Consider the following 21,539-nt stretch of genomic DNA (forward strand, 5'->3'; position numbering starts at 1 on the left):
AAGATCGCCGCCGCAGCGCTCGTCCTGCTCCACTTCGACCACGACCGCACCACATGACGACGCCCAGTGGTCAAGTCGTTGCGCGGAATGGCTCATTGCGGTTTCTCCTTCGTGCGGCGTCGCCGCAATCCTTGCCCGGCCACACCGTGACGTCATTGTTCGGCCAGGCCAATGTGCTGCTTGATGATTGGTCGGCTGGAACAAACCGCGCCATCATGATTTCATGATCACTGTTGCCGGTGTCGTGGACGCGGTCGGCGCTGCGCTGCTCGAGGTCGTCGTCGCGGGCGCCGAGGCGGAGGTCCGGGACGTGACCATCGTCGAGCTCGACGATGCCGCCGGCGGGCAACCCGGCGACCTCGTCCTCGGCGCCGGATTTACCACACCCGACCAGGTGCTCGTCGTCATCGAGCGCTGCGCCCAGGCCGGGGCGGCCGGCATGGTCCTCAAGCCCCCGCTGGCCGCGCATCCCGAGGTCGTGTCCGCCGCCGCCGGGCGCGAGCTGGCCCTGGTCGAGCTGCGCAGCCACGGCTCGTGGGCACAACTCGTCTGGCTGCTGCGCGGGGTGATCGACCAGGCCACGGCGCCCGGAACGCCCGATACCGCCGCCGCCGGCGTGTACGACGAGATGTTCGCCCTGGCTGACGCGGTTGCCGCCGTCGTCGATGCGCCCGTGACGATCGAGGACGCGCAGTCTCGGGTCCTTGCCTACTCGTCGCGGCAGGACCGCACCGACCCGGCGCGCGTGTCCACCATTGTCGGACGACGCGTCCCTGGCGATGTGGTCGCGCACTTCCGGTCCCGTGGCGTCTTCCGCAAGCTCACCAAGAGCGGCGATCCGATCTTCGTGCCGCAGGGCCCGGACGGTACGTTGCCCCGGCTCGTGATCCCGATCCGTGCCGGAGGTGAGCTCCTCGGCTCGATCTGGGCCGTCGTCGAGGGCCCGGCGCCGGGCGAGCGCCTGCGCGATCTCCAGGGTCCCGCGTCCGTCTTGGCGCTCCATCTGCTCCGCCTGCGGGTGCAGGCCGATGTTGCGCGTCGCGTGACGGCCGACCGCCTGCGGGCGGCCCTGCGCGCCCCCGTCCAGTCGGGTCCGGAACTAGGACTGCCCGACGGCCCATGGCGGGTTGTCGCGCTCGGGGCGCATGCCGGTACCGAGGAGATGCTGCACAACCTGGCCCTGTGGGAGTCGATCGCCCGCCGCCACGGCTGGCGCCAGCCGCTGATCGCGGACGACGGCGGCGTTCTCTTCGCGGTCGTCGCTGCTCACGGCGATTCGCCCGGCTCATGGCCGTGGCTGGAGAAGTTGATCCGCAACATCGCCGTACATGATCCTGGGCTGCGCGCTGCCTCGGGCAGCCCCGCCCCTGGGTTGGCGGACCTGCCGCGATCACGAGCCGAAGCGGCGGAACTCCTCGCGCTGCACGGTGCGGCCCGGCATGCAAGCCCACTGCTGCGCTTCGAGGACGCCTGGGCCGAGGTGGTCGTGCACCGTGCGGTCACCGCAGTGCCGACCGGCGACCTGCTCGTCGGCGGGCCGCTGCCCGACCTGCTCGCCCATGACCGAGAGCACGGCACCGACTACGTCGCCACCCTCGCTGCCTGGCTCGATCAGTGGGGAGACCCGCGGAAGACCGCCCGACACCTGCACGTGCATCCCAACACCCTTCGATACCGCCTGCGCCGGATCGCGGACGTCGCCCACATCGACATGGAGTCGCCGCGGGCCCGGCTGGCACTGCAGATCCAGCTCGCGGCGTTGTGTCCCTCGCCCGGTCCGACACTCCAGGGATCCCGGCTGGGCGGACCTCGCGCCGAAACGGCACGTCACAGCCCCGAACCGAATTTACGGGCCCCATAAGTTCACCGACTCGCTCCAGGTGATAAGCCTGAAACGGCAGCTCAGCACCTTAATTTTAGTCGCATATTGACTTGCTTGGCGGTGTCGGCATAGCCTCCGGTGGATCTGTTAACAGTCTTGACAGATCCGACCTCTGCCATCACCCACGCGGTCGGCCGGGGACTGCTCCCGCCCGACACGCGGACCACCCCCAACCACACGGTCCCGTGCGGGCGCCGCCCAGAAAGGGAGCCGCACGTGACACCCTCAACCACCGCCCGACGCCGGCCGCGCCGCCGCGTCTGGCTCGCCGCCGCTGCGGCGGCGGTCACCGTCGTCGGCGTGACCGTCGCCGGCATCACGGCCGCGTCGGCTGCTTCCAGCGGGCCGATCACCGGATTCGGCGGCAAGTGCGTCGACGTCGCCGGCGCCAGCTCCGCCAACGGCACCGCGGTGCAGCTCTGGACCTGCAACGGCACCACCGCCCAGGCGTGGACGGTCGGCAACTCCGACAACAGCATCCAGGCGCTCGGCAAGTGCCTCGACGTGACGGCGGCCAGCACCGCCAACGGCGCCACGGTGCAGCTCTACGACTGCAACGGCAGCGGCGCGCAGAAGTGGACGGCCGGCAACGGCCAGCTCGTCAACACCGGCTCCGGCAAGTGCCTCGACGCGACCGGGGTCAGCTCGGCTGACGGCACCCGGCTGCAGATCTGGACCTGCGGCGGCGGTGCCAACCAGAAGTGGACGCTGCCCGGCGGCGGTCCCACCAACCCGCCCACCAGCACCCCGCCGGCCACCAAGGCGTTTCCCTTCGCGCCCTACATCGCCACGTTCATCGGTGACGACGTGGCGAAGTTCGCCACCGACAGCGGGCAGAAGTTCTACACCCTCGGATTCGTCAACGGTACCGGCAACTGTCAGCCGATCTGGTCGACCGACGACAATCGGTTGCGGAGCAACGTTGCCCGGCTACGCGCGATGGGCGGCGACATCATCGTCTCCTCCGGCGGCTGGGACGCGGACGACCTGGTCAGCCACTGCTCGACACCGGCGGCCATCGCCACCGCATACCAAAGCGTGCTGACCGCGTATGCGACGACGTACCTGGACATTGACGCCGAGCACGGCGACGTGCACAACAACCTCGACCCCTCGGTCGTCGACAAGCGCAACGACGCGCTGAAGATCATGCAGGACAACCTGCGCGCAGCCGGCAAGACGTTGCACCTGTCGTTCACGCTCGGGGTCAGCCCGGCCGGCGGCCTCAGCGGCGAGAACCTCTACGTCCTGCAGTCGGCCGTCGCCCGCGGCCTCACATTCGAGGTGGTCAACATGATGACCATGGACTACTACGACGGCGTGTCCGGCAGCCGGATGGGTCAGGCCAGCATCGACGCCTTGAAGAAGGTTGAGGGTCAGCTGAAGGTGCTGCTGCCCGGGCGCAGCGACGCGCAGCTGTGGGCCATGATCGCGGCAACCCCGATGATCGGCCAGAACGACAATCCGACCGAGAAATTCACCCTGGCCGACGCGCAACTGCTGCTCGCCTTCGCTCAGCAGCAACACATGGCCCGGCTGAGCTTCTGGGCGATCAACCGCGACTTCGGCTGCGCCACCGGCACCCTGAGCGGCACCTGCAGCGGCATCAGTCAGCCGAACTACGGCTTCAGCAACATTTTCCGACAGTTCACCGGCTGAGCAGCGTCTCGACCTCACCGCCCAGAACGCGCAGCAACGGTCGCACCTGCTTGGAACCCGCCCGCGCCGGCGCCGAGGACCCAACCTCCGCGCCGGCGCGGACCGTGTGCGACTCCGGCTCTACCTGCGGTACAAACCTGTCCTACCGCGACGTCGAGGAACTCCTGATCGAGCGGGGTATCGAGGCCGACCACGTCACCGTCTTCCGCTGGGTGCGACGATTCATCCTGCTGGTGGCTGGCGCGGCCCGGCTCTGCCGGCACGCACCCGGCGACAGGAGGTATGTCGACGAGACGTACGTCAAGGTCAGCGGTGTCTGGCAGTGCGTGTACCGGGCCGTAGACCAGCACGGCCAGGTCATCGACGTGCTTGTCTCCGCCCGCCGTGACGGCGAGGCGGCACGGCGGTTCTTCCGCCGGGCGCTGGCCACGTTGAAGGTGCGACCCGCAGGGGTGGTTACCGACGCAGCGCCGGTGTACCCGGCGGTGCTGGACGAGCCGGTTCCCTCGGCGTGGCACCACGTCGAACGACCGTACGACGTTGCGCGGCCGGTCGTGCGTCGCGCCGTCACGCGTCACGCAGGTGCAGGGCGAGCAGGCCCGCGAGCAGAGCGCCGGCGGCCCACAGGGCGAGCACGCCCAGACCCTGCCACGGCCCGATCGACAGCGACTCCAGCGCCGTGGTCGCCTGGATCTTCAGGCCGGCGGACATCGGTGACATCCGGTCGATCCGTCGCAGCCACACCGGGTCGTCGATGACCCTGGTGAGGATCGGCGCGGCGTAGAGCAGGACGAGCATGGTGGCGATCGAGCCGGCGGTGTCGCGCAGCACCGCGGTCACGCCGTAGCTCAGCAGCGCCACCAGGGCGAGGTAGAGCACGGTGCCGTACACCGCGCGCAGGGTCGGCTCGTCGCCGAGGGACAGCTCCCGGTAGCCGTTGACGGTGTTGAACCCGTTGCCGGGCAGGATCCGGCGGGCGACGAACAGGGAGGCGAGCACGCCGATCGACCCGGCGACGGCGACCACCGCGGTAAGGACAGCGATCTTGCTCAGGTACAGCATCCATCGGCGCGGCACCGCAGCCAGGGATGCGGTGATCGACCGGGTGCCGTACTCGTCGCTCAGGATGAGCACGGCGAGCACGACGACGGCGATCTGCCCGTACTGGGCGCCGGTGACGCTGAGCTTCGGCAGGTCCTCGAAGCAGGTCGACGGGGTCGGGCAGCCGCGGGTGTCCCTGGCGGCGGTGACTGCGGCACCGATGCCGACGATGGCCGCGACGGCGGTGAGCACCAGCCATGGCGTGCTCACCACCGTGCGCAGCTTGGTCCACTCCGCGCGGATCGCGTCGACGGTGCTCACACGTCCCTCCGGCGCAGCAGCCACATCGCCACCGCCGTCGTCACCAGCGCGTACGCGCAGACGACCGCGAACCCGGCCCACGGCTGGTCGTACACGCAGCCGTCCTCGGGTAGGCACGTCTGCGTGATCTGCTCGTAGTGCGGTCTGGTCTGCTGGATCGTGAACCCGGCGCCGGGGGTCAGCCGCATCAGCCAGCGGCCTGCCGACGCCGGCAGGCCGCTGGCGAGCAGTTGCGGCAGGATGATGAGCACGATGACCGTGGCGACCGCGCCGGCTGCCCGGCGTAGCACGGCGCCGAGGGCCAGGCCGAACACCGCGACGGCGGCCAGCACGGCGGCGGAACCGACGACCGCGCGCAGCACCGTCGCGTCGCCCAGCGACCAGTCCGGGTAGACCGGTGGCAGGAAGCCGTGCTCGCGCAGGATCGGCCCGGTGAGCAGCAGCGTGACAACGCTCGCCACGAGCCCGATGACGAACGCGACCGCGCCGATGACCATGGCCTTCGCCGCCAGGACGCGGCCCCGGCCGGGGGTGGCGGTGTACGTCGTGCGGAGCATGCCGCGCCGGTATTCGGCGGTGACGAACAGCACCGCCACCGCGACGACGGCGATCAGCCCGACGTAGACGCCGGTGAGGCTCTGTTTGACGAGGTCCTCGCGGGGCGTGTGGGGGGCGACGTCGCCGGTGCCGGTCAGGGTGAGCCGGTCGCCGGCCCACTCGGCGGGCGGCGATCCCGACGGCCGCTGCTTGCCCCCGGTGCCGGTGCCCGGCGGCGGGTCCTGGGCGCCGGCGAGGTCGTTGACCTCGTGGTCCTGCCAGCCGTTGGGGGGCTCGCCGGACCCTGGCTCGCCGGACACCAGGGCCGTCCGCTCGAACACCGCCGTCGTGTAGGTCTGGTACGGCATGGAGAAGAGGCTGCCGAACTGCCGCTGCAGCAGGACTGCGTCCGGCGAGGTGACGAACGGTCCGACCTCGACGGTCTGCGGCAGGCCCGGCACGGTGACAGTGCCCACGGGCGTCCAGGCGGCGCCGTCGGCGGACTGCCACGCACTGACGGTCGAACCGGCCCGGGTGAGGCGGAGCCAGGTCGGCGCGCCGGTGGCCGGGCCGCCGATGTCGGTGGTGAAGTTCGACTGCAGCCGGACGCCGTGCCCGGCGGTGACCATCACGGCGGCGTAGGGGGCGCCGGGCCGCAGGCCGTCCTTGAGCATCAGCCCGGCCTTCGTCCACCCGGGGCGTTCGACGTCCCGCGCCCGGGCTTCGCCGCCGTCGCGCTCCGGCACCCGGATGTCCAGCGTGGTGGAGGCGACCTGGGTGGTGACGGTACCGTCGCCGGTCAGCGGGCGGTGCACGAAGTGGAACCGGTCCTGCACCCAGGTGCCGTCCGGCCCGGCGAGCATCGAGTCGGGGCTGCCGGGTTCGGTGCTGACGGCGAACTGGACGCCGACGAGGACGGTCAGCACCGGCGCGGCGAGCAGCGCGATCGTCCAGCGGCGGACGGTGCGCAGCTTCGTCCACTCCGACAGCAGCAGCCTGCCGAAGCCGGGCCGGCCGGTGGTCATCGGGCGTCCCGCCCTTCGCGGGTGGTGGCGGCACCGAACTCGACCGCGTCGCGGGTGAGTTCCATGTACGCCTCCTCCAGCGACGCCCGGTGCGCGGCCACGCCGGTGAACGTGACGCCGTTGCGGGTGAGCAGTTCGATGACCCGCTCGGCGGGCAGACCGGTCACGGTCACCGTCTCGCCGTCGGTGACGGCCACAGTTGCGCCGACGTCGGAGAGGACTGTCATCGCCTCGGCGCGCATCGTGGTGCGAACCGTGACCCGGTCCCCGGACGCGGTCGCGACCAGCGCACGGACGCTCGTGTCGGCCAGCAGCCGGCCGCGGCCGATGACCAGCAGGTGATCGGCGGTGTCCTGCAGTTCGCTCATCAGGTGACTGGAGATCAGTACCGCCCGGCCGTCGGCGGCCAGGGACCGCAGCAGGCCGCGGATCCACTGGATGCCTTCGAGGTCCAGGCCGTTGATCGGCTCGTCGAAGATGACCACGGCGGGGTCGCCGAGCAGCGCGGCGGCGATGCCGAGCCGCTGCCGCATGCCGAGGGAGAACCCGCCGACGGTCCGCTTCGCGACGCTCGCGAGGCCGGCGAGGTCGAGGACCTCCTCGACGCGGCGGCGCGGGATCGCGTTGGACCGGGCGAGCCACAGCAGGTGGTTGCGGGCGCTGCGACCCGGGTGCACCGCGGCGGCGTCGAGCAGCGCGCCGACCGTGCGCAGTGGCCGGGGCAGCGTCCGGTACGGTCGGCCGCCGATCAGCGCGGTGCCGCCGTCGGCCGCGTCGAGCCCGAGGATGATCCGCATCGTCGTGGACTTGCCGGCGCCGTTCGGCCCGACGAAACCGGTCACCATGCCGGGTTCGACGGTGAACGACAGGTCGTCGACAGCTGTCACCGACCGGTACTGCTTGCGCAGCCCACGCACCTCGATCGTCACGCCGTCGCCGGGTGGGGAGGATTCGGTCATGGCTGCGACGCTATGCGGCCCCTGCCTCCCCGTCGTCCCGCCGGGGAGCCGTCTTCCGGCGCCGTCTCCGGGTGACGCCGCCGCCGTGGATCCCCCGCACGGGTGACGGGCACTGGGGGACGCGGCGGATCGACGGTGCCGGGACAATGGCGGCATGGACGGGGACGCGCACGCCCGGCCGACGCTCGGGCGGGTCACGTCCGAGGTCGGCGCGGCCGCCGGGCGGTTGACCGGCCTGCCCGCGCTGCCGGCGGTCGCCGCCGCGCTGCTCGGCCTCGCCGCGATGGTGGAGACGCTGCTGCGTGGCGGGGTCTCCGACACGCTGCTGCCGGCCGCGCTGCTGCTGGCCGTGTGTGCCACCGCGCCGGTGGCGCTGCTGCGGACCCGCCCGGTGTGGGCCGCCGCGATCACGACGGTCGCGACGTCGCTGACGCTGGCCCTGCACGACCGGCCGCCGGTCGTTGCGCTCATCGCGGAGCTCGTCGTCCTCTACACGGTGGGCCGGCGCCGTCCGCCGACCGTGGCAGCGTGGTTCGTGCCGCCGTTCGTGCTGTACGCGATCCTCGGCCCGCCCGGCGGTGGCGTGCACGGTCGGCTGTCGGCGTTCGTCGTCGCGGCGGTGACCGTCGGTGCGGCCGGCGCCGGCGCGGCGGGCCGCTCCCGCGCGGAGGCGGCAGTCCGCGACGAGTCCCACGAAGCCATGACGAAGACGCTGCTCGTGTACGCGGCGCGGGGCGAACGCGCGAGAATTGCCCGGGAGTTGCACGACGTGGTGGCCCATCACATCTCGAAGATCGCGGTGCAGGCCGAGACCGCCAGGCTGACGACGCCGGGCCTGGCGCCGGAAGGGGCGAAACACCTGCTGGCGATCGGCGACACGGCCCGCGCGGCGCTGACCGAGATGCGTAGGCTGCTCGGAGTGCTGCGCGAGGACGCCGACGAGCACGGCGGATCCGCGCCGAGCCGCACGCCGCAACCGGGACTGCGGCAGCTGACCGAACTGCTGGACGAGGCACGTGACTCGACCGGCGCGGGCGTACGGCTGCTGCTGCGCGGCCGGATCGTCCCGCTCGACCCGGGGGTGCAGCTCACCACCTACCGGATCGTGCAGGAGGCGCTGACCAACGCCCGGCGGCACGCGCCCGGCGCCGCGGTCGACGTGGAACTGGCCTACACCGATGCGGCCCTGCGGGTCCGGGTCCGCGACAACGGCCCCGGGCCGGCCCCCGGCCGTTCCCGCACCACCGGGCACGGGCTGCTCGGCATGCGTGAGCGGGTCGCCACCCTCAACGGGCAGCTGTGGACCGGCCCCGCACCCAGCGGCGGTTTCCTGGTCGACGTGGTGCTGCCGCTGCCCGCGAGCGAACCGGTGGCCGAGCGGTGAGCGCGCCCGTGCGGGTGGTCGTCGCCGACGACGACGAGGTGATCAGGGCCGGCTTCACCGCCCTGCTGAACACGCAACCGGACCTCACCGTCGTCGGCAGTGCCGCCGACGGCGCGGCGGCGGTGCGGATCTGCCGGGAGCAGCACCCCGACGTGGTCCTCATGGACGTGCGCATGCCGGTGATGGACGGCATCGAGGCCACCCGCCAGTTGGCCACCGGCGGCGGCCCCCGCATCATCATCGTCACCACGTTCGACCTGGACGAGCACGTGTACGACGCGCTCGGCGCCGGCGCCAGCGGCTTCCTGCTCAAGGACATCACCGCCGAGCGGCTGTTCGACGCGGTTCGCGTCGTCGCCGCCGGCGAGGCCCTGCTCGCACCGACGGTGACCCGCCGGCTGATCGGCGAGTTCGCGCGTCTGCGCCCGGCGCCGCCCCGGATCCCGGCACCGCTCGGCGCGCTCACCCCGCGGGAGACCGAAGTCCTGCGGCTGCTCGCCGAGGGCCTGTCCAACCCGGAGATCGCCGACCGGCTCGTGGTCAGCGACGAGACGGTGAAGACCCACGTGAGCCGCCTGCTGGGCAAGCTCGGCCTACGTGACCGCGCCCAGGCGGTCGTCGTGGCCTACGAGAGCGGCCTGGTCGTCCCCCGCACCTCCCGCGGCGAGGCAGGTCTGTGAGCGTGCCGGCGCGTCGGTGCCGGCCACCGTGTCCGGTCGGCGCCGATGCGGTACTACACGCGCGTGAGCGCCCCCATCGCTCCATGATCGAGTTCATGCGGGGAACGTGGACGCCGCTGCGCACGACCGTGATCGCGGCGTCGGTGAGGACGTCATCGAGCGGGGCCGGGTATTTGCCGTCCCGATCTCGTCTCAGGTACTTCACCGGGCATCCGGTGTCCTGGAAGGTCCGTGACGGGGTCGCGGGCGTTCTGGGTCACTCACGCGGCGGTCGGGTGCGCGGTCGCACCGGGGATCCGGGCACGGCGGCTGGCATGCTCGATGACCGTGGGGACGTACATCCTCATCCCTGTCAGCGTGATCGTCTCGATGAAGTCGGCCGCCAGCGGTGCGTCGGTCTGCGAGCGCGGGAAGTCCGTTCAGGTGGTGGCAGCACGGAACGAGGAATCGGCCAACACCCTGCGGTAGGCCAGCGTTTCGAGATGCCGGGGTCCGACCAGTACTGGTCGGACCCCGGCATTGCTGTGCCGCCGCACGTGCTCCAGTGTTTTCCGGGTGGCGTTCACCGAGCTCGCCACCGCCATCTGAAGACCGGCCACATTTGCCCAAACGCGCCCTCCGATGGGCGAACGCAACAGCGCCGTGCGGGGCGAGCCGAACCGGCTCGCCCCGCACTCGCGCCGGCTTGCTCAGCCGCCGCCCTGCACAGCGTCCTTGTGCACGTGGATGCCGGCACCGATGTCGAGCATGTCCGACTCGCTCAGGGCCAAGCCCTCCCAGAACTGAACCAACAGGTAGACGCCGTTGGGCTGCTTGACCCAGAGGGTCTGGGTCCAGAGGGTGGTGGGGTCGGTGACATCTCGCGCCGGCGGCGTGGCATCTCGCGCTGGCGGCGTGGCAGCGGTTGACGATGCCGGTGCCTGCGGGACCAGAACGCCCTCCAGGTCGCCGACCTTGACCTTCTTGCCCTGCGGAACATAGTGCGAATCCGTGGACTGCAGCATGATGCCGATCTTGCCGACGAAGCTTTGCGGGTTCTTGTCGAGGGCGTCCTTCGGCGCCAGGATCAGCTCGGACGTATTGTCGGCCTGGATCTCGAACCCGTCCGGGACCTTGTCGATGGTGTAGCCCTTGGGCTGGCTACCCGTGTAGGCGACGAGCCGGGTGCCGACGCCGGCCGGCCGCTGACCCTGGCTCTGCGCCGCGGTCGGCGCGGCGGGGGCCGGGACGTTGGTGGTGGCGATCACGATGCCGGCCACCAGCGCGGCCGCGGCGAACGCGGACCCGGCGAGCGTCTGCATGACACGGCGCTTGCGCAATGCGCGGCGTCCACGGTCGAGGTCGGCGTTGATGTCATCCATGGTCGGCGTGACCTCCGGGCCCGCGAGAGTGTCGAAGTGGCGATGCATGTCCATTTTCTTCCTTTTCAGGGAAGGGCCGGGGCGGCCGGTCGGATTTCCAGAGCGGTACGCAGGTGAACCAGCGCGCGGGAGGTCTGGCTCTTCACCGTGCCCTCCGAACAGCCGAGAACCTCGGCGGTCTCGGTCACGGTGAGATCGTGGAAGTAGCGGAACACCACGGCGGCGCGCATCTTCGGCGCCAGCTCGCGCAAGGCGGTCCGCAAGCCGTCGGCCATGGGCTCGCTGTGCTGATCGGTCCGCGGCAACTCCGGCAACTCGGCCGTGGGGCGCTCCCGCCGCCGCCACAGTCGCCGCCGTTCGTCACTCAGTGCGTTGACGAGGGCGCGCCGCATATAGCCTTGCGGGTTGTCGGCGCGCTGGAAAGACGGCCAAGCTACATACAGCTTGGTCAGGGTCGACTGCACGAGGTCCTCGGCCAGGTGGTGGTCGCCCGCGGTCAGCAGCGTGGCCGTACGGAGCATACCGGCGCGCTGTGCCAGCACGAATTCGTGGAACTGTTTGTCTCGATCGCCTCTCACACCCGCATGACGGATGCGCCGGCGCCGAGGTTGCATGACCCGGAAGTTCGCCGGCGCCGGTCGGTCCGCACGGTCCCCGGCCGGGGCTCAGTGAGGTTTCCGGGTAACAGCCTGAGCGTTGCGGGTAGCCGTCGGCGGCTGGTCGAGTGTGGACACTCCGCAACCTGTTACGGTGCAACGAAAAGACGCATAACCCCGATATCGACGACGCTCACATCCAGCCGTACTCCGGGCACGCCACCCGCCAGTCGCGGGGGTGCCGTTGCGTTATCTGATCGGGTGGCACCGTGAGCCCGATACCCTGGCTTGCTCAGATAGCGGCGGCGAGCTCGGTGAACGCCGCAGCGACGCGGAGCCCGCGCGGGGCGTCGACGCCGAGTTCGTAATGGCCGCGTCGGAGGTTCTGCATGAACGCGTGTCCGGCGATGATCGTCTGCGCGGTCCGGTCGGTACGGAGACCCGCATCGGTCTGAGCCGGTGCTTGAGTTGACTGTGGTCAGTCTCGTCGACGAACCACCTGTCACCGGGCGTATGCCGGCAGAATCTGGCGGCGTCGGCGAGCAGTGGCGTGAAGCGTTGCACCCACCGGAAGATCGTCACGTGGTCCACCTCGACACTCCGCTCGTTCAGCAATTCCTCCACGTCGCGGTAGGACAGGCCGTAGCGCAGGTACAGCCGGACGGCGACCACGATCACGTCCGGCGGGAACCGGAACCCGGCGAACGCCGACCGTGGTGGCAGGACTGGACGCCGGCGGTTCGAGAACTTCACCGGTCAAGCCTGCCTGACTAGGGCAACGCTTAACGCAACGGACCCTGGTCGTCGAGCGCGACCCGCACCACCGCGGCGACGTTGTTGCTCGCGGCCGGTTCCGGCACTGGCGTCGCAGCGTGCACCTCACCGCGCGGCGCACGTCGGAGGTGATCGCCGCACTGCTGCTGGCCGCCCGCGACCACACCGGCCGCCTGCCGCGGCGTCGCATGAGCAGGGCGGATGAGTAATCGGCAACCTGCGGTGCCTGGTGGCGCTCGTTTGTGCGGCGCGTGCGCACCGGCCACGGTGGTCGGTGCGCACGTGTTCATGGTCGCTCCCGGGGCTCAGTGGAGCAGGTCGAGCCTGTTGTTGGTGTCGTCGACGAAGTAGACGCCGCGGTTCTCCGGTGCGATGGCGAGGCCGAACAGGGCGCCCGCGCCGAGGTTGTCGAGGGTGCGGAACGCGACCTGCGTCTTCTGGCACGGGTTGGTTTCGACGATGTTCCCGTCTCCGCTGTTGACGGTGAGCACGTTGCCGTTGGGTGCGATCGCCAGCCCGAGCGGGCCGGACAGGTGTCCGTTCTGGGTGATGGTGCGTCCGGTGCCGGCGCTCGTCTTGCGGTCGTCCGCATCCGGAATGGCGGCGATGCGGTTGGCGACGGTGTCGGCGACGTACAGCGTGCCGTCCTTACCCAGGCCGACTCCGGTCGGGCCGATGATCAGCGCATTCGGGTCGGTCTGCTCCGTGAATCCGGAACCGATGGTCGTGATCTTGCGCAGCGTCGGCGGTTTGCTTCCCTTGATCTTCAACTCGAGGCGCAGCACGGTTCCCTGATTGGTGGTGGCGGGTACGCCGCCGACGATCCCGTTGAGGACGTTCGTGACGAACAGGTCGACCGATTCCCCGTCATCGTCCGCGGTCATGTCCCACGGGCCGTTGATGCCGTGCCCGGAGAACGTCTCGCGCACCTTGCCCTTGCTGTCGAGGACGATCAGGCAGCCCGCCTGGGCCGTCGCGGAGGTGCCGTCCGCGGTGGGCAGGCTGCCCACGATGACCCAGCCGGTACGCAGGACCACGAGCGCGGTGGTCAACCCGACGCCGCCCGGGCACGCGCCCGGCAGTTTGTCGGCGTCGATCTGGGCGAACAGGCGGACTTTGCCGTCGCGGCTGATCTGCACGATCGTGGTGCCGGTGCCCTGCTGGTTGCTGGCGTTGTTGAAGTTGCTGACCAGTACCTCGCCCTTGCGCAGTTTGTCCTTGCTGCGTGGCACCACCGCGACGCCGTACGGGTTGATGTCGCCGTTGGCCGGCACCGTCGACGCGACGACGGAGGTCTTGTTGAACTGGTTGATGAACGGTGTCCTGGAGCGCGGTTCGTCGGTCGAATGGGCCGAGGCGCTCGGGGCGAACGCTCCAGCCGCCAGCGCGGCAGCTGCCGCGCAAATGCCAGCCTTGAGTGCGAATTTCACAACTGTGCTTGCCTTCCTGTGTGTGGATCGTCTGACTCGGACGGCCGGAGTCTGCGACGGCCCGGGTTTCCGATCGTCGGGTCAGACAGGTATGCGCTCCGCCGCTGCCGCATTTCGCCGTGTCCGTTGCGGCCGTGCCGCGGCAGTTCGCGGGTCGGCGGTGCCGTGTGCTTCCCCGATTCGTTCGGCGGAAACGTCGTAATCCCCGCCGTGGATACGAAATAGGTATAAGAGCGGGAATAATTCCTAATTGGACAATATTGTAAAAATGTTCTATCTGTACGTTTTGCAAGACATTCGAGCGGGCACGTCCGGACGCTCGCGACTTGTGCCGGGCGCGTACCGGCCGGACACGCCGCAGCGCGACTCTGTGCTTTGCCGAAACCTCATCCGGGCAGTTCAAGCGGCATGTTCGTACTCGTGGAGGATGCCGCATCGGGATCACGACGTATCGGATCTTGAGCGTGAAGGTCCTGGCGGGTGCGGAGTTGGATGAGTGATGGAGTGGTCTCCCCAGCGGCGGACGGGCCGATGGCGCTGATCAGCATCCGGCTGCCGGTGTCGATGGTGGACGAGTTGGACAGCTCGCGGACGTGCAGCACGTGCGGCGCTCGGACCCAGGTTTATGGATTGACCCTGGGGACCATGTTGATCTTTGCTCTGCGTACCTGGCGCACCTTGACCGGTGGTCAAGGAATCAGAGCGATTACTTGCCCAGCTCGGCTTCCTCGGTTTCAGAGCACGGCGGATCGTGTTTTGAATCTTCGGCCCGCGCATGCGTTAGACGCCTACATGTGTGCATGCCAGGTTGTGATCCTCATGGGACGGACCGAGTGCCGAGGTTCCGTTGGGCCGGTGACTACGCCCTCGTCCATTTGCCTGCCGGGAATTCCCGACCTTCACGTCCAGGACGGCACCCTGCCGATACTAGGGACGCAAAGCGCTGAAGTCGTCCATCCGTAACGGCATCGAACCTCGGGCGCCGCCCTCGAGCCGCTGGCGATCAACCTGAGCAGAAGAGGATCCGTCAATCGTGTTGGTCGTGGCCGGTGTCAGGTGACGCGTCGAGGGCGATGAGGCGGGCCCCTACGTCGTGGGCATCCGGGGATCCGAGGCGGGTGTGCAGGGCCAGGGCGTGTTCATAGTGGTGCCTGGCGCGGACGAGGTCGCCGAGAATGTGGTGGGCGCGGCCGGCGCCGGTGTGGGCGCGGGCCTGCTGATCGGGGATAACGTTGGTGCTCAGGGCGGTGGTGTGGTGGGTCAGCGCGTCGGCAGGGCGGCCGGCGGCGAGGGTGGCTTCGCCCAGGCCGTTGAGCGCTCGGATTTCGCCGCCGCGCTCACCTGACTCCCGGAAGAGGGTGAGGGCCTGCTTGTGGAGCGCGATGGCCTGGTCAGGCCGGCTGAGGCGGGTCTGGACGCTGCCGAGGCCGTACAGCGCCCAGGCTTCCCCGCGCGGGTAGCCGAGCTGTCGGAACAGGGCCAGCGCCTGCTCCTGGCGGTCGGCGGCTTCCTGGTAGCGGCCCAGCCCCATCTCAGCGAGGCCGAGGTTGTGCAGCGTCATGGCTTCTTCGCGGGGGTAGCCGAGCCGTCGGTACAGGACCAGCACCTGCTCGAGGCGGTCGGCGGCGGCCTGATGGCGGCCCAGGTGGTCCTCTGCGACACCGAGGTTGTGCAGAGCCATGGCTTCGCCGATTGGGTGGCAGGTCTGCCGGTACAGGGCCAGCGCCTGCTCGAGGCGGTCGGCGGCGGCCTGGTAGAAGCCTCGGTGGTCCTCGACGACGCCGAGGTTCGTCAGCACGCGGGCTTGGCCGATCAGGTCGCCGGCTTGCCGGAACAGCACTGACGCCTGGACGAGATGCTCCGTGGCCAACTCCAGCCAGCCGAGGCGAGCGTTTGTGGTGCCGAGGCCGAGCTGCGCGTGGGCCTGCCCGGCCGGATCACCAGCTTGCCGGGCGGCGTCGCGGGCGTGTGCGTGGATGGTGAGCGCGTCGATGTAGTGGCCGCCCTCGAGATAGCGGTACAGGGTCATCGACAGCCGCACGGCGTGGGCGGGCCAGCCGTGGGTGGCAGTGTGCGCGGCAGCGGCTACCAGGCAGGGCCGTTCGGTGTCCAGCCACCGCCGGGCGGTGCCGGGGCCGGCCAGTTCCGGGGTTGGGGTGGTGGCCGGCGGAGCAATGCCGGGCCGGCCGTGGGCATCGACGTGGCGCAGCTGTTGCGTGGCGGCCGTGGCGGTGACCAGGTAGTAGTCGAACAGTCGGGTCGACGCCGCCCGGCGGTCGGCGTCGGAGTCGTGCTCGGTGGTGAGGGTGGTGGCGTAGGCGCGTAGCAGGTCGTGCATGCCGTACCTGGCCGGGCCGGTGGGATGCACGAGGTGGGCCCGGGCGAGCCGGTCGAGGGCGAGGCGAGCCTGCGACAGGCTGGTGTCGGTGAGCGCAGCGGTGGCGTAGGCGTCGATGTCGGGGCCGGGGTGCAGGCCCAGCAGCCGGAAGGCGCGGGCGGCGTCGACCGGTAGGTGGCGCATCGACCAGGAGAACACCGCCGTGACGGCGGCGCGGGGGTCGCCGTCGGCGTCGAGCAGGTCCAGGCGGTGCTGTTGGTCGGCCAGTTCGATGACCAGTTCGGCCAGGGGGGTGGTGGGGCGGGCGACGGCGAGTTCGGCGGCGACCCGCAGCGCCAAAGGTAGATGGGCGCATTGGGTGGCGAGGGTGGCCGCGGCGTCGGGGTCGGCGTCGACGCGGTGGCCGATGAGCCGGCGCAGCAACGTGATCGCGTCGGCTGGGGGGAGTAGGTCGAGGTCGAGGCGGTGGGCGCCGTTGACGGCGACTAGTCCGGCGAGGCTGTCGCGGCTGGTCACCAGGACCAGGCAGGAACCGGTTCCGGGTAGCAGGGGACGGACCTGGTCGACGGTGGCGGCGTTGTCGAGCGCGATGAGCAGGCGTCGGCCGGTGAGCTCGGTGCGGTAGCGGGCGGCGCGTTCGTCGAGGTCGGCGGGGATGTCGGTGCCGGGCACCCCGAGGGCGGTGAGGAACCGGGCCAGCACCTCGGCGGGGGTGGCGGGCTGGTCGGGGTCATAGCCGCGCAGGTTGACGTACAGCTGCCCGTCGGGGAACCGGTCGAGGGTCTGGTGTGCCCAGTGCACCGCGAGGGCGGTCTTGCCCACGCCTGCCGTACCGGCGATCGCGGAGATCACCACCGCGGCCGGCCGGTCTTGGTCGTCGAACAGCTTGGTGAGCTGTCGCAGCTGGTCGGTACGGCCGACGAATCCGGCCACGTCTGCGGGCAGCTGCGCTGGAACGGGTCGTCCGTGCGCCGGGGGAGTGCCGGCGGCGCTCGTCGGGGCCTTGTCTGCGGGCTGCTGGTCGGTGCCGTCGAGCGCGGACCGGCAGAACCGGTCCCGTTCGGCGCCGGCAAGCGCGAACGCGTCGGCCAGCAGTCGTACCGTTCCAGGCCGGGCGCGGCCGGTCTGGCCGGCTTCGAGGTTACGGATGGTGCGCACGCTCACGCCCGTTTTGGCTGCCAGGTCTTCCTGCGTCATACCTAGCCGCTGGCGGTGGGCCCGTACCTGCGCGCTGAACATCCGATCCTTTCCGTAGAAGCCCCAGCACCCGCTGGGTGAGGACCGGCGCATCGGCCCTGACCGATGCCGTGCCCATGATGCCAACGGGCGAAGTTGCCGGTCAACTGCCGCCCATTGACCTGGTGGTTACCACCGCGTCCGGCGATCGTAAGGGACGTCCGGCGAAGTGCCGATATCAGGTATCGGCACTTCGCCAAGGAACACGCGCGCCAGGGTAATGGGCCGGCAAACGGGGGCGGCCCATCACCCTGGGGGGCGCAACATCAGAGGCCACCGAGGGTAAGCGGGCACCAGGCAACGGGCAGATATGCATCAACGGCGCGGAGACCGCCAACGTAGTCAGGAGACGTGGTCGTCCTGGCACCCCCCCTGGGGGTCAAGGGGTCGTGGGTTCGAATCCCGCCGTCCCGACTTTGCGAAAGGCCAGCTCAACTGGCCTTTTTTGTTGACCAATATGAATGTCCTGGTCCTCTCGTGACACGTGATTTTGCCCGTACGACCGTACGGCTTGCGTCTTTGGCGGCTGCTCGGAGTGCTCGATGAGCTTCTCGCCGTTGCGTTGGACGGAGTCAAGGGGCCTGTGATGGCCTGCCGATGATCGACGCGAACGGCGTTTGAGCAGGCATTATGCTGGTTCCAGCGATCGCGGCATCACGCGATCGACACACTAACCCGGATGCTTGCACCGTGCCCAACGCAAGCGTCCACTGTGGATGATCGCGACACATCTTTGACACGAACGTCCGTACGGTGATCTTGCCCGAAAGTGCGGGCTCCGAGCGGCCGCCGGCTTGCGATGGGTACCTGGTCCAGCGGCGAAGCCCGATCCCCGGCGGTCCAGGCTCGGGATGACCGACGCACGTACCGCGATGACAGCGTCGAGGCGGTCGCGGTCGCCTGCCATGCCGGCACTCGGATTCGGGATCCCGCCGCGTCCTGGAACTCGGAGCCCCGGGCGGTGCGCCACCGCATATGAAGCCGCCTCGCCGGAGATCTGCCAGGTCGTGGCGATCGCAGCGATCCAGCTCGGCCAGCTTGACCTGGCCCGGGCGTGGGCCGAGTTCGTGCCCGGTTGATTATTTGGCGTCTGCGATCGCGACGGTGCGGCTCGACGGTGGTTCGGGCTGCTCTACTGCGGCGCGGGCAGTAGTGAAACGGCCCCGCTGCGAATCAACTCGATCGTGTCTTGCTAACCAACTTCCCAGGCGTAGATGGCATTGAGTAGTGTCATTGTCGCGTACTGTGCTGCGGGGGTCGGGTGGCGTTGCTGGAGGACTTGGTGTCCGTGCTGCGCCGAGCCGCCGACCTGGCACATGACGGAGGACTGGACTTCACGCCTCGGGGTGCCGCGATCCGAGACCCGAGCCGTGAGCCCGGCTGGTATCGGATCGATACCCGCATCGGCAACACCGAGGTCGATCGGCTCGACGGGGCAGTACTCGCGCCGAAGGAAGAGCTCAAGGAGCGTCGCTACGCGCTGATCGCCAGCGAACTGGCCGATGCTGCAGTGTGGGTTCGCGTCCAGTCTCGGCCCGGAGCACCCCGGCCCGGCTGTCACTGAGGTGGTCCTGCTCATGCGGCGACCTCTCCACAATGTACGGGTTGCTAAAAGCCACCCAGCATTTCGACATATGTTTCCCGCGTCATTGCGATGAAATAATCACTTAGGCTGCGGTTGGGTGCACTCGGATAAATAGGTGTTCCGAGCGGTATTGGCCATCCGCCGTACAGACGAGTGAAATTCGCCTGACGACACCAATACGATCACCGGGCCCCAATCACAACACGGGGTCATCCCCCGTTTCGCAGGAGGCCAGGATTGAACTCCCGGTTGCCCAGGTATGCCCTATTCGCCGTGACCGCGGCGACGACCGTCGTGGTGGGCGCAACAATCGCGCCCGTTGCCGCGGCGGCCGAAACCACCGGCCCTAACCTCAGTTATGTCGTCAACGCGGTGAGCAAGGATCGGACGGCGGACGCCGTCGCCGCCGTCGCCGCGGCCGGCGGCACGGTGACGGTGTCGTACGCCCAGATCGGCGTGGTCATCGCACGCTCCACGAATCCTTCGTTCGTCCAGGCGGTGAAGGGCGCCGCCCACGGCGACGCCGTCCTCTCCGTGGGCGCGACCCGGACCGCGGCCCTGCCCGCCCTGGCCGAGGACGCCGAGGCCGTCGAGGACTACACGCCGGACGCGCTGGAGAACTCGACGCGGCAGAGCGACATGGTCCTCATCGGCGCGCGTGCGGCGCACGAGGCCAACCTCGGCAGCCCCACCGTTACGGTCGGTGTGCTCGACGACGGCATCGACGCCAACCACCAGGATCTCGCGCCGGTGGTGGACCAGTCGAAGTCCGTCAGCTGCGTCGGCAACGGCGCTCCCGACACGACGCCGGGCGCGTGGCGGCCCACCAGCCTGACCGCCGACTACCACGGCACGCACGTGGCCGGGACCATCGCCTCGGCGAAGAACGGCGTTGGCATCGTCGGCGTCGCGCCCGGCGTGAAGCTGGCCTCCATCAAGGTGGTCAACTCCGACGGCTTCATCTACCCGGAGTACGCGATCTGCGGCTTCGTCTGGGCTGCGGAGCATGGCATCCAGGTCACGAACAACAGCTACTACATCGACCCGTGGCTGTACTGGTGCGAGAGCCAGTCCGACCAGGCGCCGGTCGTCGAGGCGGTCCGCCGCGCGGTGGACTACACCACCGCGCACGGCATCCTCAACGTGGCGGCGGCGGGCAACGAGAACCAGGACCTCGCCAACAAGACGGTGGACACGACGAGCCCCGACGACACCACCCCGGTGCGCCGCACGCTCGACCCGAGTTGCCTCGACCTGCCGGCCGAGCTGCCCGGCGTGGTGACGGTCTCCTCCACGACCCAGCCGACCGTCCCCGCGACGGCCGTCGGGCCGTGGGCCTCGGGCCTGACCACGCAGCCGGCGCGGTCGTCCTTCTCGAGCTTCGGCCTCGGGGCCGTGGACGTGGCCGCACCCGGCTCGAGCATCTACTCCACGTCCCCCTCGACCGGGGTCAGCAGCTACCGCACGCTCTCGGGCACCTCGATGGCGTCGCCGCACGTGGCGGGCGTCGCCGCGCTGCTGGTGTCCAAGCACCCCGGTGCGACCCCGGACTACATCGCGGAGTTGCTGCGCAAGCAGGCGATCCCGCTGGCCTGCCCCACCTCCGGCACCGACTACACCCAGGGCCGGTGCAAGGTGGACCCCGCGAACCCGAAAGTCAACGGCTTCTTCGGATACGGTCTGGTCAACGCGTACAAGGCCGTCACCGATGCCGAGGACGTGACCGCGCCGACCGTGGCGGTCACCGGCGTCACCCAGGGCCAGCAGATCACGCTGGGCACGTCCGTGACGCCCTCCTGCGCGACGACCGACGCCGACAGCGGCGTGGCGAAGTCCGCGACCCTGTCCGTCACCGGCGGCCTGACGGTCGGCTACTTCACGGCGACGTGTGCCGGCGCCCGCGACCGCGCCGGCAACACGGCGGCCCCGGTCAGTGTCACCTACCAGGTGGTGTTCAGCTGGCGCGACTTCGGCTCGCCGATCAACGTCGGCAAGCTCAACGTCGTGAAGGCCGGCAGCGCGGTACCGGTGAAGTTCGGCCTCTCGGGCAACCAGGGCCTGAACATCTTCACCGGCGGCGCTCCGACGCTGCAGACGGTGGTGTGTGACACGTCCGTGGCGCAGGACCCGGTGGAGACGACGATGACGGCGGGGTCGAGCTCGCTGACCTACGACGCGGCAGCCGACCAGTACAACTACGTCTGGAAGACGCAGAAGACCCAGGCGAAGACGTGCGGCCAGCTGGTCGTCACGCTGATCGACGGCACCACCCACACCGCGAACTTCATGTTCACCTGACCACTGACCGACGGTGGCCCGGAGGCGAACGCCTCCGGGCCACCGTCGTGGCTGGCTCACCCCGTCGTCAGCGCGTCCAGGTGTGGTGGCGGCCGTGGCCGTGGACATGAAGTGGTCCAACAGTGATCGGTCCGCACGACTGCCACGTCATGGCTGCCCACTATCGGATTTGTCAAGCAGGGGACGGCCCTGCCGCTCGAAGCCGACACCGAGCCATGAGATCAGGAAACTCCTATCACTCGCTCTGACCGTCGCAGGGCGTTGGCATGACCGTTTCCACTGAGTGCTGTTTGGCGCTCATGTGGTTGTCCTGTCTTGCGACGGGACGGTCCCGGTCTTTGCCCGCAGGGTGTGCTGCGGTGCCGGGTTGACGTTTCTTCGCCTCCTGCCCACCGGGGTGGGTCTTGTGGTTGGCTCCACGTCCTGCCACCGG

At 69.7% G+C, this 21,539-nt stretch carries 15 protein-coding genes and 2 pseudogenes; 8 read left to right on the forward strand and 9 right to left on the reverse strand.

The window, feature by feature from the left end:
- The first annotated feature begins 187 nt into the window (after positions 1-187).
- The 3 genes and pseudogenes from ABZS58_RS48965 to ABZS58_RS48975 all read left to right on the forward strand — a co-directional run.
- Positions 188-1,861, forward strand: coding sequence for a helix-turn-helix domain-containing protein (locus ABZS58_RS48965; RefSeq protein WP_354791498.1), 1,674 nt, complete (start codon positions 188-190; stop codon positions 1,859-1,861).
- Between the two features lie 237 nt (positions 1,862-2,098).
- Entirely contained in the window at positions 2,099-3,541 is a 1,443-nt protein-coding gene (locus ABZS58_RS48970; RefSeq protein ID WP_354791499.1) for a ricin-type beta-trefoil lectin domain protein, read from the forward strand.
- A 137-nt stretch (positions 3,542-3,678) separates the two neighbouring features.
- Positions 3,679-4,059, forward strand: a pseudogene (locus ABZS58_RS48975) (IS6 family transposase); the annotation flags it as partial.
- 49 nt (positions 4,060-4,108) lie between these two features.
- Here ABZS58_RS48975 and ABZS58_RS48980 read toward each other — a convergent pair.
- From ABZS58_RS48980 to ABZS58_RS48990, 3 genes are read right to left on the reverse strand one after another with little or no spacing between them, the layout of a single operon-like run.
- A complete protein-coding gene (locus ABZS58_RS48980) occupies positions 4,109-4,903 on the reverse strand; it encodes an ABC transporter permease (RefSeq protein ID WP_354791500.1) in 795 nt (264 codons plus the stop codon).
- The gene (locus ABZS58_RS48985) at positions 4,900-6,465 is read right to left on the reverse strand and encodes an ABC transporter permease subunit (RefSeq protein ID WP_354791502.1); all 1,566 of its coding nucleotides are present in this window, start codon (positions 6,463-6,465) and stop codon (positions 4,900-4,902) included. Before ABZS58_RS48985 ends, ABZS58_RS48980 begins: the two co-directional genes overlap by 4 nt.
- Positions 6,462-7,424, reverse strand: a complete 963-nt coding sequence (locus tag ABZS58_RS48990) for an ATP-binding cassette domain-containing protein (protein ID WP_354791504.1) — start codon at positions 7,422-7,424, stop codon at positions 6,462-6,464. The genes ABZS58_RS48985 and ABZS58_RS48990 overlap by 4 nt, the downstream gene beginning before the upstream one ends.
- 154 nt (positions 7,425-7,578) lie before the next feature.
- On the opposite strand from ABZS58_RS48990, the gene ABZS58_RS48995 reads away from it, so the two are divergent.
- The 3 genes from ABZS58_RS48995 (at position 7,579) to ABZS58_RS49005 (ending at position 9,956) form a co-directional block, all read left to right on the forward strand.
- Entirely contained in the window at positions 7,579-8,808 is a 1,230-nt protein-coding gene (locus ABZS58_RS48995) for a sensor histidine kinase (protein WP_354791505.1), read from the forward strand.
- Entirely contained in the window at positions 8,805-9,488 is a 684-nt protein-coding gene (locus tag ABZS58_RS49000) for a response regulator transcription factor (protein WP_354791506.1), read from the forward strand. The genes ABZS58_RS48995 and ABZS58_RS49000 overlap by 4 nt, the downstream gene beginning before the upstream one ends.
- Positions 9,489-9,815: 327 nt before the next feature.
- Positions 9,816-9,956: a hypothetical protein gene (locus ABZS58_RS49005; RefSeq protein ID WP_354791508.1), complete on the forward strand. Its 141-nt coding sequence runs from the start codon at positions 9,816-9,818 to the stop codon at positions 9,954-9,956.
- A 221-nt stretch (positions 9,957-10,177) separates the two neighbouring features.
- Here ABZS58_RS49005 and ABZS58_RS49010 read toward each other — a convergent pair whose 3' ends face one another.
- From ABZS58_RS49010 to ABZS58_RS49030, 5 genes and pseudogenes are all read right to left on the reverse strand, one after another.
- Positions 10,178-10,903, reverse strand: a complete 726-nt coding sequence (locus ABZS58_RS49010) for a hypothetical protein (protein WP_354791509.1) — start codon at positions 10,901-10,903, stop codon at positions 10,178-10,180.
- Between the two features lie 11 nt (positions 10,904-10,914).
- Complete coding sequence (locus ABZS58_RS49015; RefSeq protein ID WP_354791511.1) at positions 10,915-11,427, reverse strand: SigE family RNA polymerase sigma factor; 513 nt, start codon at positions 11,425-11,427, stop codon at positions 10,915-10,917.
- A 558-nt stretch (positions 11,428-11,985) separates the two neighbouring features.
- Positions 11,986-12,168: pseudogene (locus tag ABZS58_RS49020) on the reverse strand (IS6 family transposase); the annotation flags it as partial.
- A 356-nt stretch (positions 12,169-12,524) separates the two neighbouring features.
- Positions 12,525-13,649: a hypothetical protein gene (locus ABZS58_RS49025; RefSeq protein ID WP_354791512.1), complete on the reverse strand. Its 1,125-nt coding sequence runs from the start codon at positions 13,647-13,649 to the stop codon at positions 12,525-12,527.
- 1,027 nt (positions 13,650-14,676) lie between these two features.
- Positions 14,677-17,277, reverse strand: coding sequence for a tetratricopeptide repeat protein (locus ABZS58_RS49030; protein WP_354791513.1), 2,601 nt, complete (start codon positions 17,275-17,277; stop codon positions 14,677-14,679).
- 1,207 nt (positions 17,278-18,484) lie between these two features.
- On the opposite strand from ABZS58_RS49030, the gene ABZS58_RS49035 reads away from it, so the two are divergent.
- Both ABZS58_RS49035 and ABZS58_RS49040 read left to right on the forward strand, forming a co-directional pair.
- Positions 18,485-18,787: a hypothetical protein gene (locus tag ABZS58_RS49035; RefSeq protein ID WP_354791514.1), complete on the forward strand. Its 303-nt coding sequence runs from the start codon at positions 18,485-18,487 to the stop codon at positions 18,785-18,787.
- A 393-nt stretch (positions 18,788-19,180) separates the two neighbouring features.
- On the forward strand, positions 19,181-21,106 hold the full coding sequence (locus ABZS58_RS49040; protein WP_354791515.1) for a S8 family serine peptidase: 1,926 nt from the start codon (positions 19,181-19,183) through the stop codon (positions 21,104-21,106).
- Between the two features lie 235 nt (positions 21,107-21,341).
- Here ABZS58_RS49040 and ABZS58_RS49045 read toward each other — a convergent pair.
- Positions 21,342-21,539: hypothetical protein (locus ABZS58_RS49045; RefSeq protein ID WP_354791516.1), on the reverse strand; the 198-nt coding region annotated here is incomplete at its 5' end.

The sequence above is a fragment of the Dactylosporangium sp. NPDC005555 genome, assembly GCF_040605635.1.
GTDB lineage: Bacteria > Actinomycetota > Actinomycetes > Mycobacteriales > Micromonosporaceae > Dactylosporangium.